The organism is Algoriphagus pacificus, from assembly GCF_017254845.1.
Classification (GTDB): domain Bacteria; phylum Bacteroidota; class Bacteroidia; order Cytophagales; family Cyclobacteriaceae; genus Algoriphagus; species Algoriphagus pacificus.
The window spans coordinates 703,803-724,154 of record NZ_JAFKCU010000003.1 but is presented as its reverse complement, the minus strand read 5'-3'; the positions used below and the strand labels follow the sequence as shown (position 1 = coordinate 724,154).

17 protein-coding genes are annotated in these 20,352 nt (G+C 38.0%); 11 read left to right on the top strand and 6 right to left on the bottom strand.

The genetic code is table 11. The features are described 5' to 3' along the window. The first annotated feature begins 77 nt into the window (after positions 1–77). The 10 genes from J0A69_RS15630 (at position 78) to J0A69_RS22585 (ending at position 14,172) form a co-directional block, all read left to right on the top strand. Entirely contained in the window at positions 78–2,459 is a 2,382-nt protein-coding gene (locus J0A69_RS15630) for a TonB-dependent receptor (RefSeq protein ID WP_206587534.1), read from the top strand. A gap of 81 nt (positions 2,460–2,540) precedes the next feature. Next, a complete protein-coding gene (locus J0A69_RS15625) occupies positions 2,541–3,620 on the top strand; it encodes a PepSY-associated TM helix domain-containing protein (RefSeq protein WP_262897722.1) in 1,080 nt (359 codons plus the stop codon). Between the two features lie 122 nt (positions 3,621–3,742). Next, positions 3,743–4,135, top strand: a complete 393-nt coding sequence (locus tag J0A69_RS15620; protein ID WP_206587532.1) for a hypothetical protein — start codon at positions 3,743–3,745, stop codon at positions 4,133–4,135. Between the two features lie 132 nt (positions 4,136–4,267). Next, on the top strand, positions 4,268–8,638 hold the full coding sequence (locus tag J0A69_RS15615) for a CusA/CzcA family heavy metal efflux RND transporter (RefSeq protein WP_206587531.1): 4,371 nt from the start codon (positions 4,268–4,270) through the stop codon (positions 8,636–8,638). A gap of 107 nt (positions 8,639–8,745) precedes the next feature. Next, positions 8,746–9,936 carry an efflux RND transporter periplasmic adaptor subunit gene (locus J0A69_RS15610; protein ID WP_206587529.1) on the top strand — a complete coding sequence of 397 codons (1,191 nt, stop codon included), beginning with the start codon at positions 8,746–8,748 and terminating at the stop codon, positions 9,934–9,936. A gap of 65 nt (positions 9,937–10,001) precedes the next feature. After that, a complete protein-coding gene (locus J0A69_RS15605; RefSeq protein WP_236032907.1) occupies positions 10,002–10,391 on the top strand; it encodes a hypothetical protein in 390 nt (129 codons plus the stop codon). A 573-nt stretch (positions 10,392–10,964) separates the two neighbouring features. Next, the gene (locus J0A69_RS15600) at positions 10,965–11,732 is read left to right on the top strand and encodes a hypothetical protein (protein WP_206587528.1); all 768 of its coding nucleotides are present in this window, start codon (positions 10,965–10,967) and stop codon (positions 11,730–11,732) included. A gap of 1,317 nt (positions 11,733–13,049) precedes the next feature. Further along, positions 13,050–13,343 (top strand): ArsR/SmtB family transcription factor, encoded by a 294-nt coding sequence (locus tag J0A69_RS15595; RefSeq protein WP_206587527.1) that lies wholly within the window; start codon positions 13,050–13,052, stop codon positions 13,341–13,343. After that, positions 13,340–13,951, top strand: a complete 612-nt coding sequence (merTP, locus tag J0A69_RS15590) for a mercuric transport protein MerTP (RefSeq protein WP_206587526.1) — start codon at positions 13,340–13,342, stop codon at positions 13,949–13,951. The genes J0A69_RS15595 and merTP overlap by 4 nt, the downstream gene beginning before the upstream one ends. Continuing rightward, a complete protein-coding gene (locus tag J0A69_RS22585; protein ID WP_236032905.1) occupies positions 13,948–14,172 on the top strand; it encodes a GDCCVxC domain-containing (seleno)protein in 225 nt (74 codons plus the stop codon). Before merTP ends, J0A69_RS22585 begins: the two co-directional genes overlap by 4 nt. Before the next feature lie 417 nt (positions 14,173–14,589). Here the strand turns inward: J0A69_RS22585 and J0A69_RS15585 are convergent, their stop codons facing one another. Next, on the bottom strand, positions 14,590–14,820 hold the full coding sequence (locus J0A69_RS15585; RefSeq protein WP_206587525.1) for a hypothetical protein: 231 nt from the start codon (positions 14,818–14,820) through the stop codon (positions 14,590–14,592). Positions 14,821–15,115: 295 nt separating this feature from the next. Between J0A69_RS15585 and J0A69_RS15580 the strand changes: the two genes are divergently transcribed. Further along, positions 15,116–15,454, top strand: a complete 339-nt coding sequence (locus J0A69_RS15580) for a helix-turn-helix domain-containing protein (protein WP_206587524.1) — start codon at positions 15,116–15,118, stop codon at positions 15,452–15,454. A 3-nt stretch (positions 15,455–15,457) separates the two neighbouring features. On the opposite strand, the gene J0A69_RS15575 is transcribed toward J0A69_RS15580, so the two are convergent. From J0A69_RS15575 to J0A69_RS15555, 5 genes are all read right to left on the bottom strand, one after another. Next, positions 15,458–16,588 carry a tyrosine-type recombinase/integrase gene (locus tag J0A69_RS15575; RefSeq protein WP_206587523.1) on the bottom strand — a complete coding sequence of 377 codons (1,131 nt, stop codon included), beginning with the start codon at positions 16,586–16,588 and terminating at the stop codon, positions 15,458–15,460. A gap of 1 nt (position 16,589) precedes the next feature. Further along, on the bottom strand, positions 16,590–16,946 hold the full coding sequence (locus J0A69_RS15570; protein ID WP_206587522.1) for a helix-turn-helix domain-containing protein: 357 nt from the start codon (positions 16,944–16,946) through the stop codon (positions 16,590–16,592). Positions 16,947–17,429: 483 nt separating this feature from the next. Beyond that, positions 17,430–18,071, bottom strand: coding sequence for a DUF6266 family protein (locus J0A69_RS15565; protein ID WP_206587521.1), 642 nt, complete (start codon positions 18,069–18,071; stop codon positions 17,430–17,432). A 178-nt stretch (positions 18,072–18,249) separates the two neighbouring features. After that, complete coding sequence (locus tag J0A69_RS15560) at positions 18,250–18,684, bottom strand: DUF6943 family protein (RefSeq protein WP_236032904.1); 435 nt, start codon at positions 18,682–18,684, stop codon at positions 18,250–18,252. 627 nt (positions 18,685–19,311) lie between these two features. Then, complete coding sequence (locus J0A69_RS15555; protein WP_206587519.1) at positions 19,312–20,109, bottom strand: rRNA adenine N-6-methyltransferase family protein; 798 nt, start codon at positions 20,107–20,109, stop codon at positions 19,312–19,314. Between the last annotated feature and the right edge of the window lie 243 nt (positions 20,110–20,352).

Genomic DNA, 20,352 nt, shown 5'->3' with positions numbered 1-20,352 from the left:
CTTAATCTAAATTAATGTTTGTTAATTTCCTTCTCAAGGCTAGATTTGCGTAGTATTTGTAATTAATCTAAATAAAAATGAAATATTGTTTAACAATAGTTGCGATATTATTCTCAATTAGCGCATTCTCACAATCTTCCTTAACTGGAAAAGTCACCGATCAAAAGGACCAGCCACTTATTGGAGTTAGTGTTTATGTCCAATCTTTGCAAAAAGGAGCAGTCTCGGATCATACTGGTAAATTTGAAATTGCCGGATTGGACAAAGGACCGTACAAGGTTTCTTTCAGTATGATCGGTTATTTGACAGAAGTAGTGGAAATTACAGTTGATGGTGAAGGAAAGTTAGAATGGTTTCAGGTTCTTAAGGAAGATCAAGCCAACCTAAATGAAATAGTCGTGTCTGCGAGCAGGCATTCAGAATTTCTTTCGGAAATCCCCGCTTCCGTTACTGTTGTGAATGAAAAACAGTTGGAAGACCTGAGTCAATCTACAAGTAATATCAGTGAAATTCTGGAATTTGCAGTTCCAGGTTTGGGTGTTTCCACAGGTACTTTTTCCAATTGGGGACAAACATTGAGAGGCCGTTCCCTCTTGGTAATGGTCGATGGGATTCCTCAATCTTCACCTTTGAGAAATGGGCAACTCGGAATCAAATCTGTCAGTCCTTTGGATATAAGCAGAGTAGAAGTGATCAAAGGAGCTACTTCAATTTTTGGTAACGGAGGAAACGGAGGGTTTATCAACTACATTACCAAAAGTCCGAATGCTTCGGGAAAAATCGAAGGCACCACAAGTCTGTGGGGCACGTCCAATTTAGCTAGAACCAAGGATGCATTGGGATATGGGGTTTACCAATCCCTAAAAGGAAAATTGGATAAATTCAGCTATTTAGTAAGTGGTAGTTTTGAACAAACTGGAAATAAATACGATGCAAATGGTGATGTGATCCTTCCAACTTATGGATTGGATAATACCAAAATCGTAACCGGATTAGCGAAAATTGACTATCAGCTATCAAATAAACAGTCAATTACTTTGGGAGGGAATATTTATAATTCACGTCAGGACACTCCTTTTATACCTGTTCCAGCGAGTTTTGAGGTACAGGAGAATGGTGATTATACCTTAACTCCAGGATACGGAGTCGAGGGATCCATTGAAGGAGAGGAACCAACTGGCTCAAAATTGATCAATGGACAGTTAACGTATAACTATTACTCGATTTTTAGAGGTTCCACCGATTTTGCCACCGATCTATATTATCAGAACACCAAAAATGTGTTCTTTTATTCAGACAAATTCGAGAATGGAGGGCAATCTGTGATCAATGCAGAAAAATTCGGTATCAGACCAAATTTCACCTCCAATATCCCAACCAAAGGCTCCACAAACATTACTTTGATTTATGGTCTGGATTTATTGAATGACAAAACGAACCAAGGACTTCTCGATGGTAGATTATGGGTTCCCAATATTGATATGTTCAGTTGGGCTCCGTATTTGCAATCTACCGTCAAATTTGACCAAAATTGGGTGCTTAAAGTTGGGATGAGGTATGATGATATGCGATTGAATATTGATGATTATAATACCCTTCCATATTCTGCCCTTAGCGACGGTAATTTTACTCCTTCAGTAGCAGTTGAAGGAGGAGTCATTGGGTTTAATAACCTATCAATTAACGCAGGGCTTAGATTTATTAAGCATCAGGAATTTATTCCATATGTTAGTTATTCCCAGGGTTTCTCTATCTCTGATTTAGGTTCTGTTTTGAGATCTGCTACCGCATCCAATATCAACGATATTCAGCTCGAGCCGGCCGTGACTGAGAATTTTGAATTTGGGTTTACATCCATGTTCAATAATTTCAAACTGGAGGCAGTGGGATATTATAGTACATCAAATTTGGGTACCGGTGTGATATTTGACGAATCCATTAATTCCTTTGTTCCCTCAAAACAGCCACAGAATATCTATGGGGCTGAAGTTGCATTGGACTATAGAGCATTTGCCAGTAAACTACTTTTGGGAATGAGCTATTCTTATGTTGAAGGGGTCAACAAAAGTACTGACAGTGGAAGCACCTTAACCTACCTTGGCGGTGATGTCATTAACGCTCCCAAATTGACAGCCTATATTACTTACAACCATAGTGATAAAATCAGTACCTCACTTCGTATGACCTCTTTGGGAGATAGAGATCGATTTGATCCATATCTGGATGGAGCAGGAAATTATACCTATAGACATACCCAGTTTCCAGTAGAAGGATATACTCTTGTAAATTGGTCTGCTGGCTATCAAATGCTAGAAAATCTAGGCCTTTCTTTGGCTATCAATAATTTGTTGAATGAGTTTTATTTGCCAGCCAGATCACAATGGGCAGCTCCTTTAAAGACTTTTTCTGGAACAGGGGAAGGAATCAATGCGAAGTTAAGCCTGCAATACAATTTCTAAACAGAAATTGATTAACAACAACTATGTTTTAATTCAACCCAGAGCCTATTAAGCTTTGGGTTTTGTTATTAAGAAATCAGATTGACACGCTTCCAGAAATTCAATAGAAAACTCCATCACTGGTTAGGAATAACTTGCGGATTGATTGCATCATTCTCGGGTTTAACAGGTTCCATGTATGTATGGCAGCCCGAAATTTCCGCATTTTTAAATTCTGATTTATTGGAAATCCAGCAAAAGGAGGAATTTGATAAGAGTTGGCTGTTGAATACGGTGAAGTCCCTGATTGAAGAAAGGGGAGGGGAAATCAGTCAAATCCATTTGCCTTATAGAGAGCAGCAAACTATTTCAATCGATTATAAAGATGGAAAAACGGAGTATTTTCATCCTTATTCGGGTACATATCTCGGTGAAAAATCGAATTCAATTAAATTTTTCGAAAAATTGTTGATTTACCACAGGACCTTGGGAATAGCCGATTATGGTAAATATATCATCGGTACCAGCGCCTTGATTTTTGTGTTCCTCCTTTTAATGTCTGGATTGAAAATTTGGTGGGATATCTATGGAAAGAAGGTGTCAAATGGATTTAAGCTGAAATGTAATTCGCCAAAAAGACTTTTTAATTATGATTTGCATAAAGTCCTGGGAATTTTCTTCATCCTTCCATTAGGTTTTATGGCTTTCTCAGGTGCATATTTTACCTTCAATTCTTCTTACAAAGAAGTCATGCAGGTTTTTGATTTGCCTAAAAAAGTGAATCAAAATTACGTAGATCATAGCCTAACGTCTTATCATTCAATTGGTGAATACTTAGCTCATTATGATGAAACTTACTTCATTCGAGCCATATATTTTCCTGTAGATGGAAATGGGAAATATAAAATAAGATTGATAGAGCGTCGGGAAATTCAAACAGGACTAAGAAAAACCAAGGAAATGGAGTTGCATCAAAATGGAAGCGTCCTTACACTATCAGATTTTCCTAATGATCCCTTAAGCTTACAAATGGCCGGTCAATTCTATCCCATTCATATTGGTGAAATCGGAGGGATAGTTGGTCGTTTTTTAGTGTTTATATCAGGATTTATCCCTTTAGTTTTGCTGGTTTCTGGTTGGAAAATTCATAAGTCAAAAAATAGAGAATGGATATTTCACTAATAAAAAGTTTAGAATTTAATTTTCTCCAATTATTGTAAATCTAACCTCAAATTGATTTTGTAAGTAATAGTAAGTCTTTCCTGCAATAGCCTTGCACAACTTTATTTTATAGCTTTGTAAATATGAAACGGCTTGGAAATAATTCATTTATTGTGCTACTCCTTTTGGGGATGTTGTCGATGAATTTAGATTTATGCTGTCAGATTGAAAAAGTTCCCTTTTTAATTTCTCATTTTGAGGAGCACAAAGCTCTAGATGGTGATACGATTATTGAATTTTTTATAGAAGATTATATAGACCACGGTTCTGGAGAAAATCATCACAACGAAAAGGGTCATGAGAAATTACCTTTTCATGGTAGTCATACTTGTTCTCATGCACCAATTTATTTTTCCACAATAAATGATTTTATCTTACCTCAATCATTTTCATTTTTAGGAGAGCTTGAAAGCTATTATAATTTCCATTTCACTTCACCAGTTTTAGATGAACTTTTCCAGCCTCCTCGAATCTAAATCCATCGGTTCTTTTCTTAGCAATTTACCCTAATCAGGATACTCGATATTTCTGTTTAGCATTGCTTTGAGTGCTTTTTTCTTTGAGCAATACTGCTCTATTCCATTTTATTACATAAAAATTAATTCCTTATGTTGGATAATATTATCCGGTTCTCAGTTAAGAATAAACTGATAATCGGGCTACTTACCATAGGATTAGTCATTGTGGGAGGGTATTCACTTACCCAACTTCCCATTGATGCAGTTCCTGATATAACCAATAATCAAGTACAAGTAATTACTACTTCCCCTTCGTTGGCAGCTGAAGAAGTAGAGCGTTTAATCACATTTCCCATCGAAATCACGATGGCCACTATTCCTGACATCGAAGAGATCAGAAGCTTTTCGCGTTTCGGGTTGTCAGTTGTTACCATTGTGTTTAAGGAGAATGTGGATGTCTATTGGGCCAGACAACAGGTAAATGAACGCATGTCCGAAGTCAAAGAACAAATACCTCCGGGGATAGGAGCTCCGGGGATGGCTCCGATTACCACTGGGTTAGGGGAAATTTATCAATATGTAGTAGGTGTTGAACCTGGCTATGAAGACAAATATGATGCTCGTGAACTTAGAACTATACAGGATTGGATAGTTAGAAGGCAGCTACTTGGTACGCCAGGGGTAGCTGAAGTGAGTAGCTTTGGAGGTTATCTCAAACAATATGAAATCGCCATAGCGCCTGATCGGCTCAAATCTTTGAATGTTTCAATTGCTGATATTTTCAATGCGCTTCAAGATAATAATGAAAATACCGGTGGAGCCTATATTGAGAAGGATCTAACTGCTTTATTTATTCGAAGTGAAGGCTTGGTAGGTTCTTTTGAGGATATCAATAATATCCCTGTACGGGTCAATGAAAATGGGATTCCAGTTCTTATTAAAGATGTCGCAAAAGTACAGCTTGGAAATGCAGTGCGCTATGGGGCTACCACCAGGAATGGTGAAGGTGAAGTAGTCAGTGCGATTGTAATGATGCTGAAAGGGGAAAATTCGGCAGAAGTTATTGATAATGTCAAATCAAAAATTAAAGAAATCAAGAAAACCCTACCAGAAGGAGTGACATTGGAGCCCTTTTTGGATCGATCCAAACTTGTGGACAATGCTATTGGCACAGTTAGTAAAAATCTGATTGAGGGCGCCTTGATTGTCATTTTTGTTTTGCTGCTTTTGCTCGGCAATTTGAGAGCAGGGCTGATAGTGGCTTCGGTAATTCCACTTGCCCTGCTATTTGCTTTCTCATTAATGAATTTATTTGGGGTGTCTGGAAACCTGATGAGTTTAGGGGCTATTGATTTTGGGTTGATTGTAGATGGAGCCGTCATTATAGTTGAGGCAACCATGCATCATCTAGGTTTGGTAAAAAGGAAAAGAAAGCTGACACAGGATGAGATGGATGAAGAGGTGTTTCTTTCTGCAAGTAAAATTCGAAATTCAGCTGCTTTTGGTGAGATAATAATTCTTATCGTATATCTACCAATTTTAGCATTGGTTGGAACCGAGGGAAAAATGTTCAGACCAATGGCACAGACCGTGGCTTTTGCTATTCTTGGTGCTTTTATACTCTCGCTTACTTACGTGCCCATGATCTCTACACTTTTTCTAAGCAAGAAGATCAGTGACAAGTCAAATATTTCTGATAAAATCATGGGATTTTTCAATCGCTCCTACGACCCTTCCATTCGATGGGCTATGCATCATAGGGGAATAGTAATTAGTATAGCCTTGATTTTATTGATTGTTTCAGGTTGGGTTTTTTCCCGTATGGGTGGAGAATTTATTCCTACTCTGGAAGAGGGGGATTTTGCTGTGGAAACGCGTGTGGTCACAGGGTCTTCCCTTCAGAATACCATGAATGCTACTACCCAGGCAGAGAAGATCCTATTGGACCAGTTTCCAGAGGTAGTGGAAGTTGTATCTAAAATTGGTGCAGGTGAAATTCCAACCGATCCAATGCCAATTGAAGGGGCTGATTTAATGATTGTACTTAAAAATAAGAATAATTGGACTTCAGCTAACAACCGAGAAGATTTGGCAAATAAAATGTCAAATGCATTATCAGCAATTCCCGGAGTGAGTTTTGGGTTCCAACAGCCAATACAAATGAGATTTAATGAATTAATGACAGGGGTGAGGCAGGATGTGGCTGTCAAAATTTATGGAGAAGATTTAGAGAAACTATCTGAATATGCCAGCCAGATAGGACAGATAGCACGAGGAGTAGAAGGAGCGGAAGATATTTATATAGAGGAAGTGACGGGAGTGCCACAAATAGTCATTGACTTCAAAAGGGATCAACTGGCAAAATATGGACTTAATATAAAAGAAGTGAACCGGTCTATTCAAGCAGCCTTTGCAGGCTCTTCAGCGGGGAAGGTATATGAGGGGGAAAAGCGGTTTGATCTGATAATAAGACTCGACCAGACAAAAAGAAATGATATTGAGGATGTTCAGAATCTTTTTATCGCCCGGGCTAACGGAGAGCAGATCCCGCTATACCAAGTAGCTGAAGTTTCAGTAAAAGAAGGACCCTACCAAATTCAGCGGGATGATACCCAGCGGAGAATTGTAGTTGCATTCAATGTGAGAAATAGGGATGTAGAAAGCATAGTTAATGAAATAGAGTCAAAAATTGAAAATACTGTAACATTTGAAACGGGTTATTATGTAACATTCGGAGGCCAATTCGAAAATTTGGTTGAGGCAAAAGCCCGACTGGGAATCGCAGTTCCACTGGCTTTATTATTGATTTTTATCTTGCTGTTCTTCACATTCGGTTCTATCAAACAGAGTATTTTGATCTTTACGGCTATCCCTCTTTCCGCCATCGGAGGGATTTTCGCTTTGACCTTACGGGGAATGCCTTTTAGTATATCTGCAGGAATTGGGTTTATTGCTCTGTTTGGCGTAGCAGTACTTAATGGTATAGTTCTGATTGCTGAATTTAACCACCTGAAAAAGGAAGGGGTCACCGACATATTTGAAAGGATCTATTCGGGAACTAGAACCCGGTTAAGACCAGTAATTATGACTGCTTCCGTGGCATCTTTGGGCTTTTTGCCAATGGCTCTTTCATCTTCAAGTGGAGCGGAAGTTCAAAAACCTCTGGCTACCGTGGTGATCGGGGGACTGATTACGGCAACCATCCTGACTTTGGTCGTCTTACCTATATTTTACTATTATTTCGAAAGAGGTTTGAGAAGACCCAAAGGCTCTGTTGGTTTATTGGTGATTGGATTCTTGGCTTTGGGAAATTTATCTTCCTATGCACAAACTCCAATGCATGTTACATCCCTGGATCAGGCAATAGCACTGGCTTTGGAAAACAATCCAAATGTCAAAGCTGAAGGACTTAGATTGGAACAGCAGCAGGCATTAAAAGGGGCAAGCTGGAATATGGGTAAAACAACTGTGGACATGGAATATGGCCAGACAAACAGTGCTTTCACCAATGACAGCCGGTTTTCGGTTTCCCAGACTTTTGAGTTTCCGACCACCTATAGCCGACAAAATAGTTTGGCTCAATCTAAAATAGTTTCTGGTGAGTTGGCAGTGGAGATGAGTAAAAATGAATTGATCAGATCCGTGAAATCCACTTGGTATGCATTGTGGTCTGCAAGGGAAAAAGGGAAATTACTTGCCAGGCAAGACAGTATCTATGACCGATTTGCATCTGCAGCTTCATTAAGGTTTGAGTCTGGTGAAACCAATCTTTTGGAAAAGGCAACCGCAGAGACTCAGGTGGCTGAGATCCAGGCTATGATAGCACAGAACAATGCCGATGTGGAGATCAATACCAAACGGTTGACAATGCTTCTCAATGCAGAAGTTACGATTGAGCCTGAAATGGGAAAATTGAAGGAAATTTCACCTCAGCTTTCTTTGGACCAGAATAGTATCGCCGACAACCCTGCATTAGCCTGGGTTCAACAGCAAATTGCTATTGCAGAAAAGGAAAAGTCAGTTGAAAAATCTCGGTTAATGCCGGACATCAAACTCGGTTATTTTAATCAGTCCTTCAATGGGCCAGGTCAAACGATGTCTGGAGATCCTGTAGTTTACAGCTCAAAAGACCGTTTTGATGGATTTCAGTTGGGTTTGGCCATTCCTATTTTCAATTTGAAGTCACAATCAGCGATTATTAAATCGAAATCAATTCGGATTGCTGAAGCAGAGGAACACGAAACAGCATTCACCAATGAGCTTGAAAACCGATTCAACTCTTTACTTCTCGAGTACCAAAAATTCCAGACCAGTTTGGATTTTTATAAAGAAAGTGCTCTTCCTCAAGCAGAGCTTATCCTAAAACAATCCCAGAGAGGTTTCCAAAGCGGTGAAATTGGTTATGTGGAATACACACAAGGACTCAATAGAAGCTTGAGCGTTTATTTCAACTATCTGGATTTACTGGACAAATCCAATCAAACACTTATTCAAATCGAATTCTTATCGGGTATCAACTAAAACCGATCAAACGGAAATAATATGAAATCAAGCATTAATAAGTCAGATTCTAGGATAATTAAGTAATGCGAGATTCATATAACCATAGCAAATCAAACTATAAACAGATGAAAAAATATATTATAAATAGTCTATTCACATTACTTGTTTTTGGAATAGCCACTTCCTGTGGATCTAAGGTTGACACCATTGAAATTATAGGGGATCATGAGGAAAATGAATCCAGGGTAGAACTGAGTCAGGCACAATTTGATGTCACCGGGATCGAGCTAGGTAGGCTGGAATTTAGGGAAATTGGAAGCGAACTGATGGTCAACGGGGTGATTGACGTTCCGCCTCAAAATAATATTTCCATCACAATGCCTTATGGGGGATTTGTGAAAAATACTACACTCCTTCCTGGGGATGAAGTGAAAAAAGGCCAACTACTCGTGACAATAGAAAATCCTGAATTCATTCAGTTTCAACAGGATTATTTGGAAAGCCTGGCAAACAGTACTTATCTGAAGTCTGAATATGAACGCCAGGAGAAACTGTACGGTGAGCAAGTGGCATCAGGAAAGACATTTGAAGAATCCAAAAGTAATTTTCTGGCCAATGAAGCTAGAATCAGAACCTCCAAAGCCAAGTTGACCATGATTGGCTTTGATCCGGAAAAAGTGGAGTCCGGGGAAATCAAATCTGTCGTGAATATTTACTCTCCTGTGACTGGAGCGGTACTGGATGTATATACCAATATTGGCAAATATGTGAACCCGCAGGATGTAATCATGGATTTAACGAATTCAGATGATCTCCATGTGGAGCTTTCTGTCTATGAAAATGATATCCCAAAAATCAAGAAAGATCAGCGCATCAAATTCAATCTTGCCAATACGAATGATGAATGGAGAGAAGCCCATGTGTTTTTGGTGGGTAAGGGAGTTCGAAAAGATAGGTCGGTGACTGTTCATGGGCATTTTGATAGTAAAAACACCGATTTGCTTCCTGGAATGTATGTGACAGCAAAAATAGAAACTGCAAGTGAAGAAGTCTTGGTAGCACCAGATGATGCGGTGGTAAGATTTGGGGAGAAGCATTTCATTTTTTCTTACTTGGGGCAACGGGACGAGAATGGAGAGCCCGCCTACGACTATGAAATGATAGAAGTTGAAATTGGTAATAAGGAAGATGGATTTACTCAGGTAACCCTTTTGGATTCCAGTCTTGTCTATCATGATATTAAACTGGTGACAAAGGGAGCATTTGCCTTACTTTCTAAGGCTAAGAATAGTGAAGATGAAGGCGGAGATCATTAATCATTTTGTGATAAAACTTCAAAGGTGAAACTTATGAAAATAGAAAACCTATTGAAAAGGAAAATGTGGAACACTCAGGGATATTCGGAAAGAATAGTGAATTGATTTTCTCCATTTGCTGTGGAGCTCTTTTGGGAATTGGGTTTGGCCTGAGTTTTTTAGAAGATGTGCCTCAATGGGTAAGTATTTCCATCTATAGAGTGGCCTATTTTTTTGGGGGCTTCTATATCGCCAAAGAGGCGATAGAAACCATCTTAAAGGGAGGTTTTGAAATTGATTTTCTCATGTTGGTCGCAGCCATAGGTGCTGCGATCCTGGGAGAATGGGCAGAAGATGCATTGTTGCTGTTTCTATTTCGTCTTGGGCATTCATTGGAACATTTTGCTATGGGAAAAGCGCATAAGTCAATTGAATCACTTGCAACTCTTGCACCAAAAACCGCCTTAAAGAATTAAGCTGGAAGGATCAATAAACAAATTGGAAAACACCGCCTATTTTACCCGTCGTGCTACAGTCAATCCTAGCTCTGGGACATTGCCATCTGAAGGAAGAGGATTTTATCTTAGCTTTCAAATGAGATCCTAATTCTTAAAGTAAATTTTTAGAAAAATTGATTGTTATTTCCAAAGTAGAATAAAGTTAGATGCTAATTTCAGTTTGTTTCAAAATTCAACAAAGTGAAGTCTGGTTACACGGTTAATTAAGAAGATATTTTTAGTGAAAAATAAGGTTTCAAAGTTATCCTTCAGTGAGATTTGAAATTAAGAAGATTTTTGGTCCTCTAAAATGTATAAAGTTGCTACAAGGATTGTTTTCAAAAAAAAATGAAGTAGAAGTCCTGAAAAACAGAATTAGAGGACTTTTAAGTTGAATTGCTCCTAATTGCAAAAAGGAATCTATGCTTTGTTTCATTCGAGTATGAGATGGGATTTTGCCTTCTAGGGAGTCTTTTAATTTAATCCAGAGGAAAAGCTGCGATTTAATGGCATTTCCTTTGGAATTGGCATTTCAACCAAAATCTAAAATTTATGTTAAATAAAAAAGTACTAATTGCCCTACTAATATTCTCAACTGGCTCTTTATTGAGCTCTTGTTCCGAAAAGGAAGATTCAATGCCGGGCGTCGGTAATTCCAAAATGGAAGTCTATGCCACTTCTAGTCAGGAATCAACAAAGGGAACAAATTCAAGGATGGCCTCAAATGGTTTTTCAACTTCAGAATTTACAGTATCCACTACGGACCTACAATTCTATTATGCGACCAAAGCTGATTTGAAAACTGGAATCAGTTTGGGAAATATCAATTTAAAAACCAACCTAAATTCTAGTTTATATACTTCTGGTTCTCAATCCAAATCTATTGAACTCATTGAAAATGGGGATGAGAAATTTGTTTTAATGGCAGAGGGTGAAACCCCGGAAGGAATTTATTCTCAGGCCGAATTTAAACTGAAAAAAAATACTAGCATTTCAAATTCAGATGAAAGATACAATAAATCCTTTTGGCTTCAGGGCGAAGTCAACGGTGCCATGACAATTATCTGGTCAGATACTGAAAAAACAATTCAGTCAACCTCCGATTCTGACAATGGTATAGAAGTTGAAAACAAAAGTGAAATAGTATTGGATTTTGATTTGGAAAAACTTTTTTCTGAGGTAGACCTCTCCTTGGCTATTGATGGAAATTTAGATGGAACAATCGAAATCGGTCCTGGTGGAATTGATGGAAACACTCTTATTTATTCTAAAATTATGAATAATTTGGATGGATCAGTAATTATGAAAAATAGAAATTAAGTTTATAAAATTTATTCTTTTGTAAACAGGCCGGATTTTCCGGCCTGTTTCATTTTTTTGTTTCAATCAATCAAAAACTTCTGGGGAATTGGCTCCCTTTATAAAAGTTAAAACTTCAATTGTCGTTTATTGGTAGAATTAAGACAAGTAAATTAGATGAAATTGCTCTGGTTTTTTTGGAGATTTCAAAATTTACTTTAGATTATTTTGAGTTTTTTTCAGAAGGAAAACGTAACCCAAATAATGACGGCAGAACGGCTCAATTCTTTACTGGTATCAAAAGAATATTGTTATAGATTTTTTGGTTTACTTGGGTTCATTTCCGAAAACTATTTATTGTCCAAAGTTTTGATTCGATAGTAAGCTCTAAAGGCTATTGATAATCAGCAGCTTTAGGAATAAAGCAGCTCAATCTAACTTCGTATTAGATTCATTTTTCTTTTGGACATTATCAGCCAGAGACTTAAGATACTTCATGTTTCATGGTACTACAAAACGAAAAAAATTAGGGTGAGGCTGAGAAGAAAAATTGATTTGTATAAAGTAGCTTAAATCATTTTAGGCTATTTGCTGAGGGCATATTTGCAATAAATCTATAAAACCAGTTTAATTCAAGATTCTTGATTTAAATTAATGTCTGGATTGAACATTTGGTGGGTTAACTATGGAAAGAAGGTTTCAAGTGGATTTAAGCTGAAATAGGATTCGCCTAAAAGATTTTTTAATTATGATTTGGATAAAGTCCTGGGATTTTCCTTCTTCTTTCCATTAGGTATTATGGCTTTCTCAGGTGCATATTTTACGTGCAATTCTTCTTACGATTAAGTCATAGAGGTTTTTGAGCTGCATAAAAAAGGAATCAGATTTACCTAGATCAAAGTTTACCGTCTTATCCCTCAAATAATGAATACTTTGCTCATTATGATGAGACTTATTTCATTCCATCCATTTTTTTCCTGTGGATAGAAATGGGAATTATAAAATAAGATTGATGAAGTATCTGGAAATTTAAGCAGGACTAAGAAATACCAAGGAAATGGGGTTGCGCCCATTTGGTTGCGTCTTTACACTGTCAAATTTTCCCAAGGATCCCTTAAGCTTACAAATGGCCGGTCAATTCTATCCCATCCATATTGGTGAAAATGGAAGGATGGTTGATTGTTTTTTAGTGTTTATATCATTATTTGCTCACACTTTAATTTATTTTCCATTACTTAGGAACTGTTATAGTCATTACTTAAATACATCTTGATGTGACCAAAATTTGTATTAAAGTTTGAACATATTAAACATTGTAAGCAAGATATTGAAAAGGTAATGGAATCGTTATGCCGATTAGCACAAGTACTCAGCCTTGCTGGGAATAAAGTGCGTTTAAGAATTCTTTATCTATTGAAAAAGGAATCCAAAATGTGTCCCTGCGACTTGAGTGACATTTTGGCCATGGCAGTTCCGGCCATTTCACAGCATTTAAGGAAATTAAAAGATGCTGGTTTGGTTGAAACCAATAAAGTTGGTCAAACGATTTTCTATTCGATTTTTGAGTCAAAGAATCCAGTCTTAAGTCCAATTTTTAAGTTTTTACATTCTGAAAATTTGCTATTCTCATGATAGTTAGAAAATCAAACTCACTGGCATTGACAAGTTTATTAACAGCTGTTGGTGCTTCTCTTTGTTGCATTACTCCTGTTCTTGCTTTACTTGCCGGTTCTTCTGGTATAGCTGCTACATTTTCTTGGTTAGAGCCTTTTCGTCCTTGGTTAATAGGTTTTACTATTCTTGTTTTGGGATTTGCTTGGTTTCAGAATTTAAAGCCAAAATCAGCTGAAGAAATCGCTTGTGCCTGTGAGGATGATACAAAGCTATCTTTATGGCATTCTAAGAAGTTTTTAGCTTTAGTAACAGTGTTTGCAGCGGTCATGCTTGCCTTTCCGTATTATGCTGATGCTTTTTTTCCCGAAACCCAGCTTTCAATTACCGCTAACACTAATATTGAGTCGACATATGAAATCAATATTGCTGGAATGACCTGTACTGGTTGTGAGGAACATGTAAAGCATGAAATCGGGCAACTCCCCGGTATTTCTAGGTTAGAAGTTTCTTACGATAATGCAAATGCAGTAGTGACATTTGATGAATCAAAGACAAACATTGAGGCGGTTAAGGCTGCTGTAGATAAAACAGGATATAAAGTAGAATCAGTAAATAAAACCAAATGAGTGACGTAATAATTGAATCAACAATCACTTGTCCAATATGTGGGTATCATAAGGTAGAAACTATGCCTACCGATGCCTGTCAGTATTTTTATGAATGTGAAAAATGCCATTCGGTTTTAAAACCTAAATCAGGTGACTGTTGTGTGTATTGCAGCTATGGTTCAATTCCTTGTCCTCCAATTCAACAGGATAATGGAAACTCATGTTGTTCAAAAAAATAGAAACATAGTTAACCGGGTTTGAAAAAGCTAAACAACATATGTATAACCTAATTCAAACTCACTAAAGTTTTATTAAAAGGCAATACCCACAGTAGAAAAAATGGTACGGGATATTTGAAAAGCAATATCATTTTTAAAGTCTTTTTTCCTAAATCAAAAGGTAGGAAATGTTTGATTCATCTCTCATGCCATTTACCATGACTGTTAATAGGCAATTTTGAAAAATATGAAACTAAAGGTAGCTTCCGAGATTCAAATGAGTAATCAGTTACAAAAAAGAGAAAACTTCAAATTCGTACACCTCGTACGGCTCGTACCCCTCGTACCGTACGAAAAATACGAGATAGATTTAAGATTCAAGAATATTCAAAAGAATTCAATTCCAAATCAAGTAAAAACCTTCAATTCATCAGAAATTTAATAGGAACATTTTCTATTTTTGATCCTACCATAAATAGGTTCGTCTTCTAATTTCACATCAAAAAGAAAAAAGATCACCCAAAATCCAGAAACATAAAAAATGCCCCCTTTCTGCTGAACTACTAAGGAATTCTCGGTAGTTGAACTTTCATCCAATTCTTCATCTTTGTAAATATTTTTTAGGTGAAGACTAATGGTATCTGAATCTATTTCAAAAAGTTCAGCCATTTGCTTTTGATTTAGCCAGACAGTTTCCTGCTCAAATTTAACTTCAATTTGGGTCTGGCCGTTTGGACTTTAATAAATTTCGATTTGATTGTTCATTTGGTGCTTTTAGATCATTTGGGGTTATACTTTTTTTGGTTTTTCTATTAAAGGCCTTTTATATAATTGATTTTTAATGTGTTAATAAGAATGGATTAGCGCATTACTTTCTTAGGAATAGTACCTGAACTCAGATTAACTGGTGTGTTTTTTATAGTTCTGTTTGATAGCTTACCTAGTGAACCTTAATCAAAATCTAATGGACAACCCTTTTGAATCAATTATGAACAGACTCGATAACCTGGAAAAGAAGTTTGACCGGGTTACCAATGCATTGGAATCCAAAGCCTCTGTACCAGATAAGGAAGACCCTTTGACCGTAGGTCAAGCAGCAGATTTTTTGAACCTGAAGAAGAACTCCATTTATTACATGACTTCAAAAGGTCTGATTCCCCATTTTAAGCGGGGTAAATACCTGTATTTTTTTAAGAATGATCTAATTGAATGGTTAAGGGACTCACGAAAATCCACTGCTTTGGAAATTGAGCATTCATTGCTTCATTTTCCTGTGCGAAAAAGGAAAGCATATCGAGTTTGATTTTCATAAGAGTGAAATTCTATTGGCAGCATCTACTTTTTTGGAATCCACGACCTTGGCATAGATTTCTGTAGTCTTCAGGAACTTGTGGCCCAAGGTTTTCGAAACTGTGTAGATATCTGTTCCCAGAGAAAGTTGAAGCGTAGCATAAGTATGTCTGAAGCAATGAAATGTGATGTGTTTATAGATTCCTGCCCGTTGAAGCCAAAGCTTTAAATCCGAGGAGACCTTGTCGGAATACCTTAGGCGCGGGAAGACTTTATCCAGAGGATCCCTTCTTTCACCCAGAAGATTTCTGCTTTCACGAGAAATCGGCAGATACTCAAAGCCTTTGGTTTTCTTTTGTCTGTACCGGATTGTAATTGAATTTGTTTCGGGGTCCTCCGCTATTTCTGCCCAGATCAATTTTTCAATGTCTGACCACCTCAAACCCGTAAGAGCGGAAAAAAGAGCCGCTTTTTTCAAATGCTCATTTTCTGGAAAGGGGGTATTGAAGGCTGCCTTGAGTTCGGATAACAGAAGGTACTCCCTGGAGCTATCTGAAGATTTGATTCCCTTTATTCTGAAAGATGGATCTTCGGCCAGAAGTTTATCTCTGACGGCATCTTTGAGACAGGCTTTGAGTTTTGCATAATAGCTTAACTGGGTATTGACAGACAGTTTTTTATCATTCCGAATTGATCTGGCGGTTTTCAAGAATTCCTGAAAACCTTTACAGAATTCTTCTGTGACATCTTTAAACTGACATTTGCCAAAACTGTAAATCTTTAAATGCTCAAGTGCGGACTTCCAGTTGCCTACATTACTATCTGAATCGGAATGTTCATGGATTCTTGACCTGAAATATTCCAGGAAATCCATTTTCTGGGTCGATTTGTCCAATATTCCAAACTCGTTCCTCAAAAACTGCAACTCCCTTTCCAACCGGATTTTATCTGCCTTCAACAGAGTAATTTGGTTGATTTCAAATTCATGGGAAGTGGTAGGAGATTCATATATATGAAGCTGAAGGAATTCTCTTCTAGTTTTGATCTTTCTGACCGGGTCATAAACAGGTGGATAAAAATCAAGGTAAAGGCTTAATTTGTTATTGCGTAAAGGTTTGCTTCGAAGGGTAACGTGTATCTGGCTCATTTCAATATTCGTTCATAAATCGTTCAATTTCTTTTTTGGAATAGATCAATCGGGAACCGATCATTTTGGGCTCAATTCGACACAGCCGGGTAATTCTCCATAAAGTAGACCTACTGATTCCGATTAGTACACAAGTTTCCTGTACAGTGAGGTATTCTTTCTGTTGGGCACGGTGCCAGTCCTGATTTAGCTTTTGAGCGGTTTCCTGATGGCTTTGGATTACCTGGGTGGTTCGCTTCCGTTTTTTGTAGGCTTTTTTGGCGCAATCATCTCCGCAAAAGCGGGTCACTGTTGTTCTAGCAACAAAGGTTTTGGAGCAATTTTCACACACGCGTTGAATTCTGATATTGGAACTCATGATTGATTTCTATGGCGTTTAAAAGAGGTTTAGGCTAGGGAAGGGTCAATGTTTCTCCAGGTTTCTACTTGTTTCAGTCTGTTTCAGCTTGTTTCAGTTTGTGTCCTGATGTTTCATAATCTCCCCATGCTTTGAAAATTTTTGTACCTCGTCTTTTGAGGTACAAAAAAGGTACAAATACAGCCCAAACATATGGAAACAACCCTAAATACCCAAAAACATAAAACCCTCTAAACGAGGTGTTTAGAGGGTTTTAATTGTACTTATTTGTAGTTGTTTTGGCTTATTTTAATTGCCTACTTGCCGATACAATATCTTTTCAATACCTGTATATCAGGTAGTTACATCTCATTAGCAACAGATTAGCAACAAGAAGTGTTGATATTAGGCTAATTAAGGGCTAAAGAAAGGAAAAATGAAGTGTGCGGGCATAAAAAAACCGCTCCACAAAGGAAGCGGTTTTTAAGGAAAACACCAATCGCTTTACGCAACTGTTACAGAGCCTAAATAAACGCTGTTGGCGACTTTAGTTCCGTCTTCTGATACAAAACCTAAGAAGACTTCAACGTCTTCTCCTGAGTACTCAGAAGGCACTGGAATGGTCGCTGATCCGGCAGACCTTGCTGGTCCCGCAGTGGTGAACACTGCTTCCCCTCGGGTAGTGTTCAAAAGAACAATCAGAGCTTTGTCTGTCGCTCTTGCACTTCCACTATCGGAGTTGTCTGTCCAGGTTGCTTCTACGTTTCCAGCAGTTGGAGAAGTGGCTGCACCGTTGGCTACACCTGTCAAGTTTCCACGAGAAACCAATGCACTTGCATAGTCAATCATGAAGGTTGGATAAGCTCCGGTAACTGCATTGTTCAGGTTGTAAGACATAGCCGCATTGAATTGGGTCATACGGTTTGCATATAACTTGAAACCGACTCTCAGGAAATCTGTCATTGGTTGCAAGAACTGCAAGACAGTTGAGAATTTCGAACGCTGGTCAACCTGACCTTCTGTTCTTGGGTTCGCTACACTGGAAGGTTTGATGCGCAGGTAATCGATGCCCTTCCAAGTTCCACCGATTACATTCCCGACCTGTCCTGAGACACCACCGAGAATACCTTGACTAATTTTTCCCATCTCTTTACGATTTTTTAGGGGTTAAACATTTGCTTGGACTTGACACGGACTTACCATGGATTTGCCCTTCGCCAACTAAATTACTTCAAGAATTAGGCGGTAGTTCTCTCTTGGGTGCTGTTGCGGTGGTGTGCTTTATTTTGCTTTTGTCGCCCTGTTTTTTTGGCAGGGCAGGAAGTTACCCTGCATCTGCTTCTTTCATCAAGTCATAAAATATGGCTTGTCTGGCAGTATCAATCATCTTTAGTGTGACTTTGATTTTTTGCTCGTTGGTATCGAGTAGTTGAAGGGCTTGAATTGCCTTTTCAAATGCCTGGGATTTGCAGCTTGCTTTGGTAGAGCTTTCTCGGATCAGCTTTCGGCTTTCATCAATAGTCACAAATGGAATTACAGAGCCTTTCAGGAGATAGTGAAATGATTTTGATTTCCATAATCCGAAGCAAAGCCAGTAGAGAAATTCTCTGTGCTCGTCACATTCTGTGAGGCAAACAAAGCAATTTGGGCAAGCGTTGTTGAGCGGTTTCCCGCTGTTCAATCCTTTATTCAGGATAAAGAAGTGCGGCTGTTGGTAGCTGCTTTCCAGTCGGTGTGTTTTGATACGAAACGATTTCATACAGTGAGCCATTAAAGTTTTGCTCGCTGCGCTTCGCATATATTTTTTCAAAAGAGAAAAGAAAAAAGGGAAAAAAAGAAAAGAGAAAGCTGACTTTTAGGCGGGTGAGGCTCGGCTGTCAAGGTTTTTGGAAAAAATACTACCCGAAGGGTGGAGATTTTTTTCAAAACCCGTAGGGCTTTACCTTGACTGTCCGAAAGTGCGGTGGGCATGTGCGAACCCGCCTATCTTTGCTTTTCTCTTTTTAAAATTTTCCCTTGACGAGTAAAAAAAAGAGCCCCCTAAAAAGGAAGCTCTGAAAGGCACAACTCGAACCAAAAGACACGCAGCGTATAATCTGTGATGCCACAACGCTGAATGCCTGCATGGAACGGATGACCTGAGGTGCGAACGCCCGCCAACAACCACCGGCTGCCGAAACGGACTCTGAATAATAACTTGAACATAATGCCCTCACACTACAGGACGGTGCGATTGCAGCAAGGGCTGTGGAAAAAAAATACTACCCGTAGGGTGGAGATTTTTTTTCCAAACAGGCGTAGCGAACCCTTGCAGCTCTCGCATCCGCACGCCTGTAACTTTGCTTTATGTTTGAGTTATTTTCTTTCATCTTTTACTAAAAGAATATTATGGATGAAATTTTTCTGGTACCATTTTAATCATCTCGTTGTAGCAAATTTTCCAAATTGAAGGATTCACTTTATTCAGAGGTATTTCAAGATCAAGAGAATGCCGTATGCAAATTGACTTAATTTGTGACTTTCTGAAAATAGCTTTTAGCTCTTTCCTAAAAGTTGAATCAGGTGACTTCAAAAAAAACTGAATGAATCTCAGATACTTTGCCTTGTCAAAATTAATGATATTGTCGGTATATGGTTCAATGCACAATAAGGCTGATTGTACTGTTGGGGGGGGCATAAAACTACTTGGGTTGATTTCATATTTTAGTTTCAAGCTAAAGAATGTTCTGTAAAACACTACATAGGCATTGTAAAATGAATCAGATACCAATTTTTTGGCTGGTGCGAGTTGCATTACAATAGAACCTCCATTAAAATTCTCAACATTATCAAACATTAAGACCTTAAGAATCTCAGAGGTTATGCTGTATGGAATATTAGAGACTACTTTGAATGGGGTGCTTGGAAGTTTGAATTTAAGGAAATCAATATTAAAAATAGTCAAGTCCGGGCATTGTCTGAATTTTTGTTTCAGATATAAGGCTAAGTCTGAGTCTTTTTCAATTGCAATTAAATTGTTAGTATGCTTCAAAAGGTGAACAGTGAGAAAGCCTTTACCTGCACCAATGTCTAGCACAATATCTGAATCCTGAAGATTTGCAAATTTGATAGTATCAGAAATTAAATTTTTATCAATAGTGAAGTGTTGCCCAGTAAAACGAATGGGCGTTTTTCTTTTTGTCATTTGAAATGAAATTTGGATGAATACTTTGAACCGGATCACGAGGAAGTGACAAGGCAGTATTCTCCAAACTTTCAAAAATGACATTTAGGACTAATCACTAAAGCGAGTAGAACCTCAATGAGATCAGTTTCTGAATGGAGGAAAAGTGAATTTATAAATAGATTATCAACTGCCTATCACTTAGATAGCAGTCCATGGTCTACTGTAGTACATTCTATTTGCTTTGAACATAATTGCAAATTT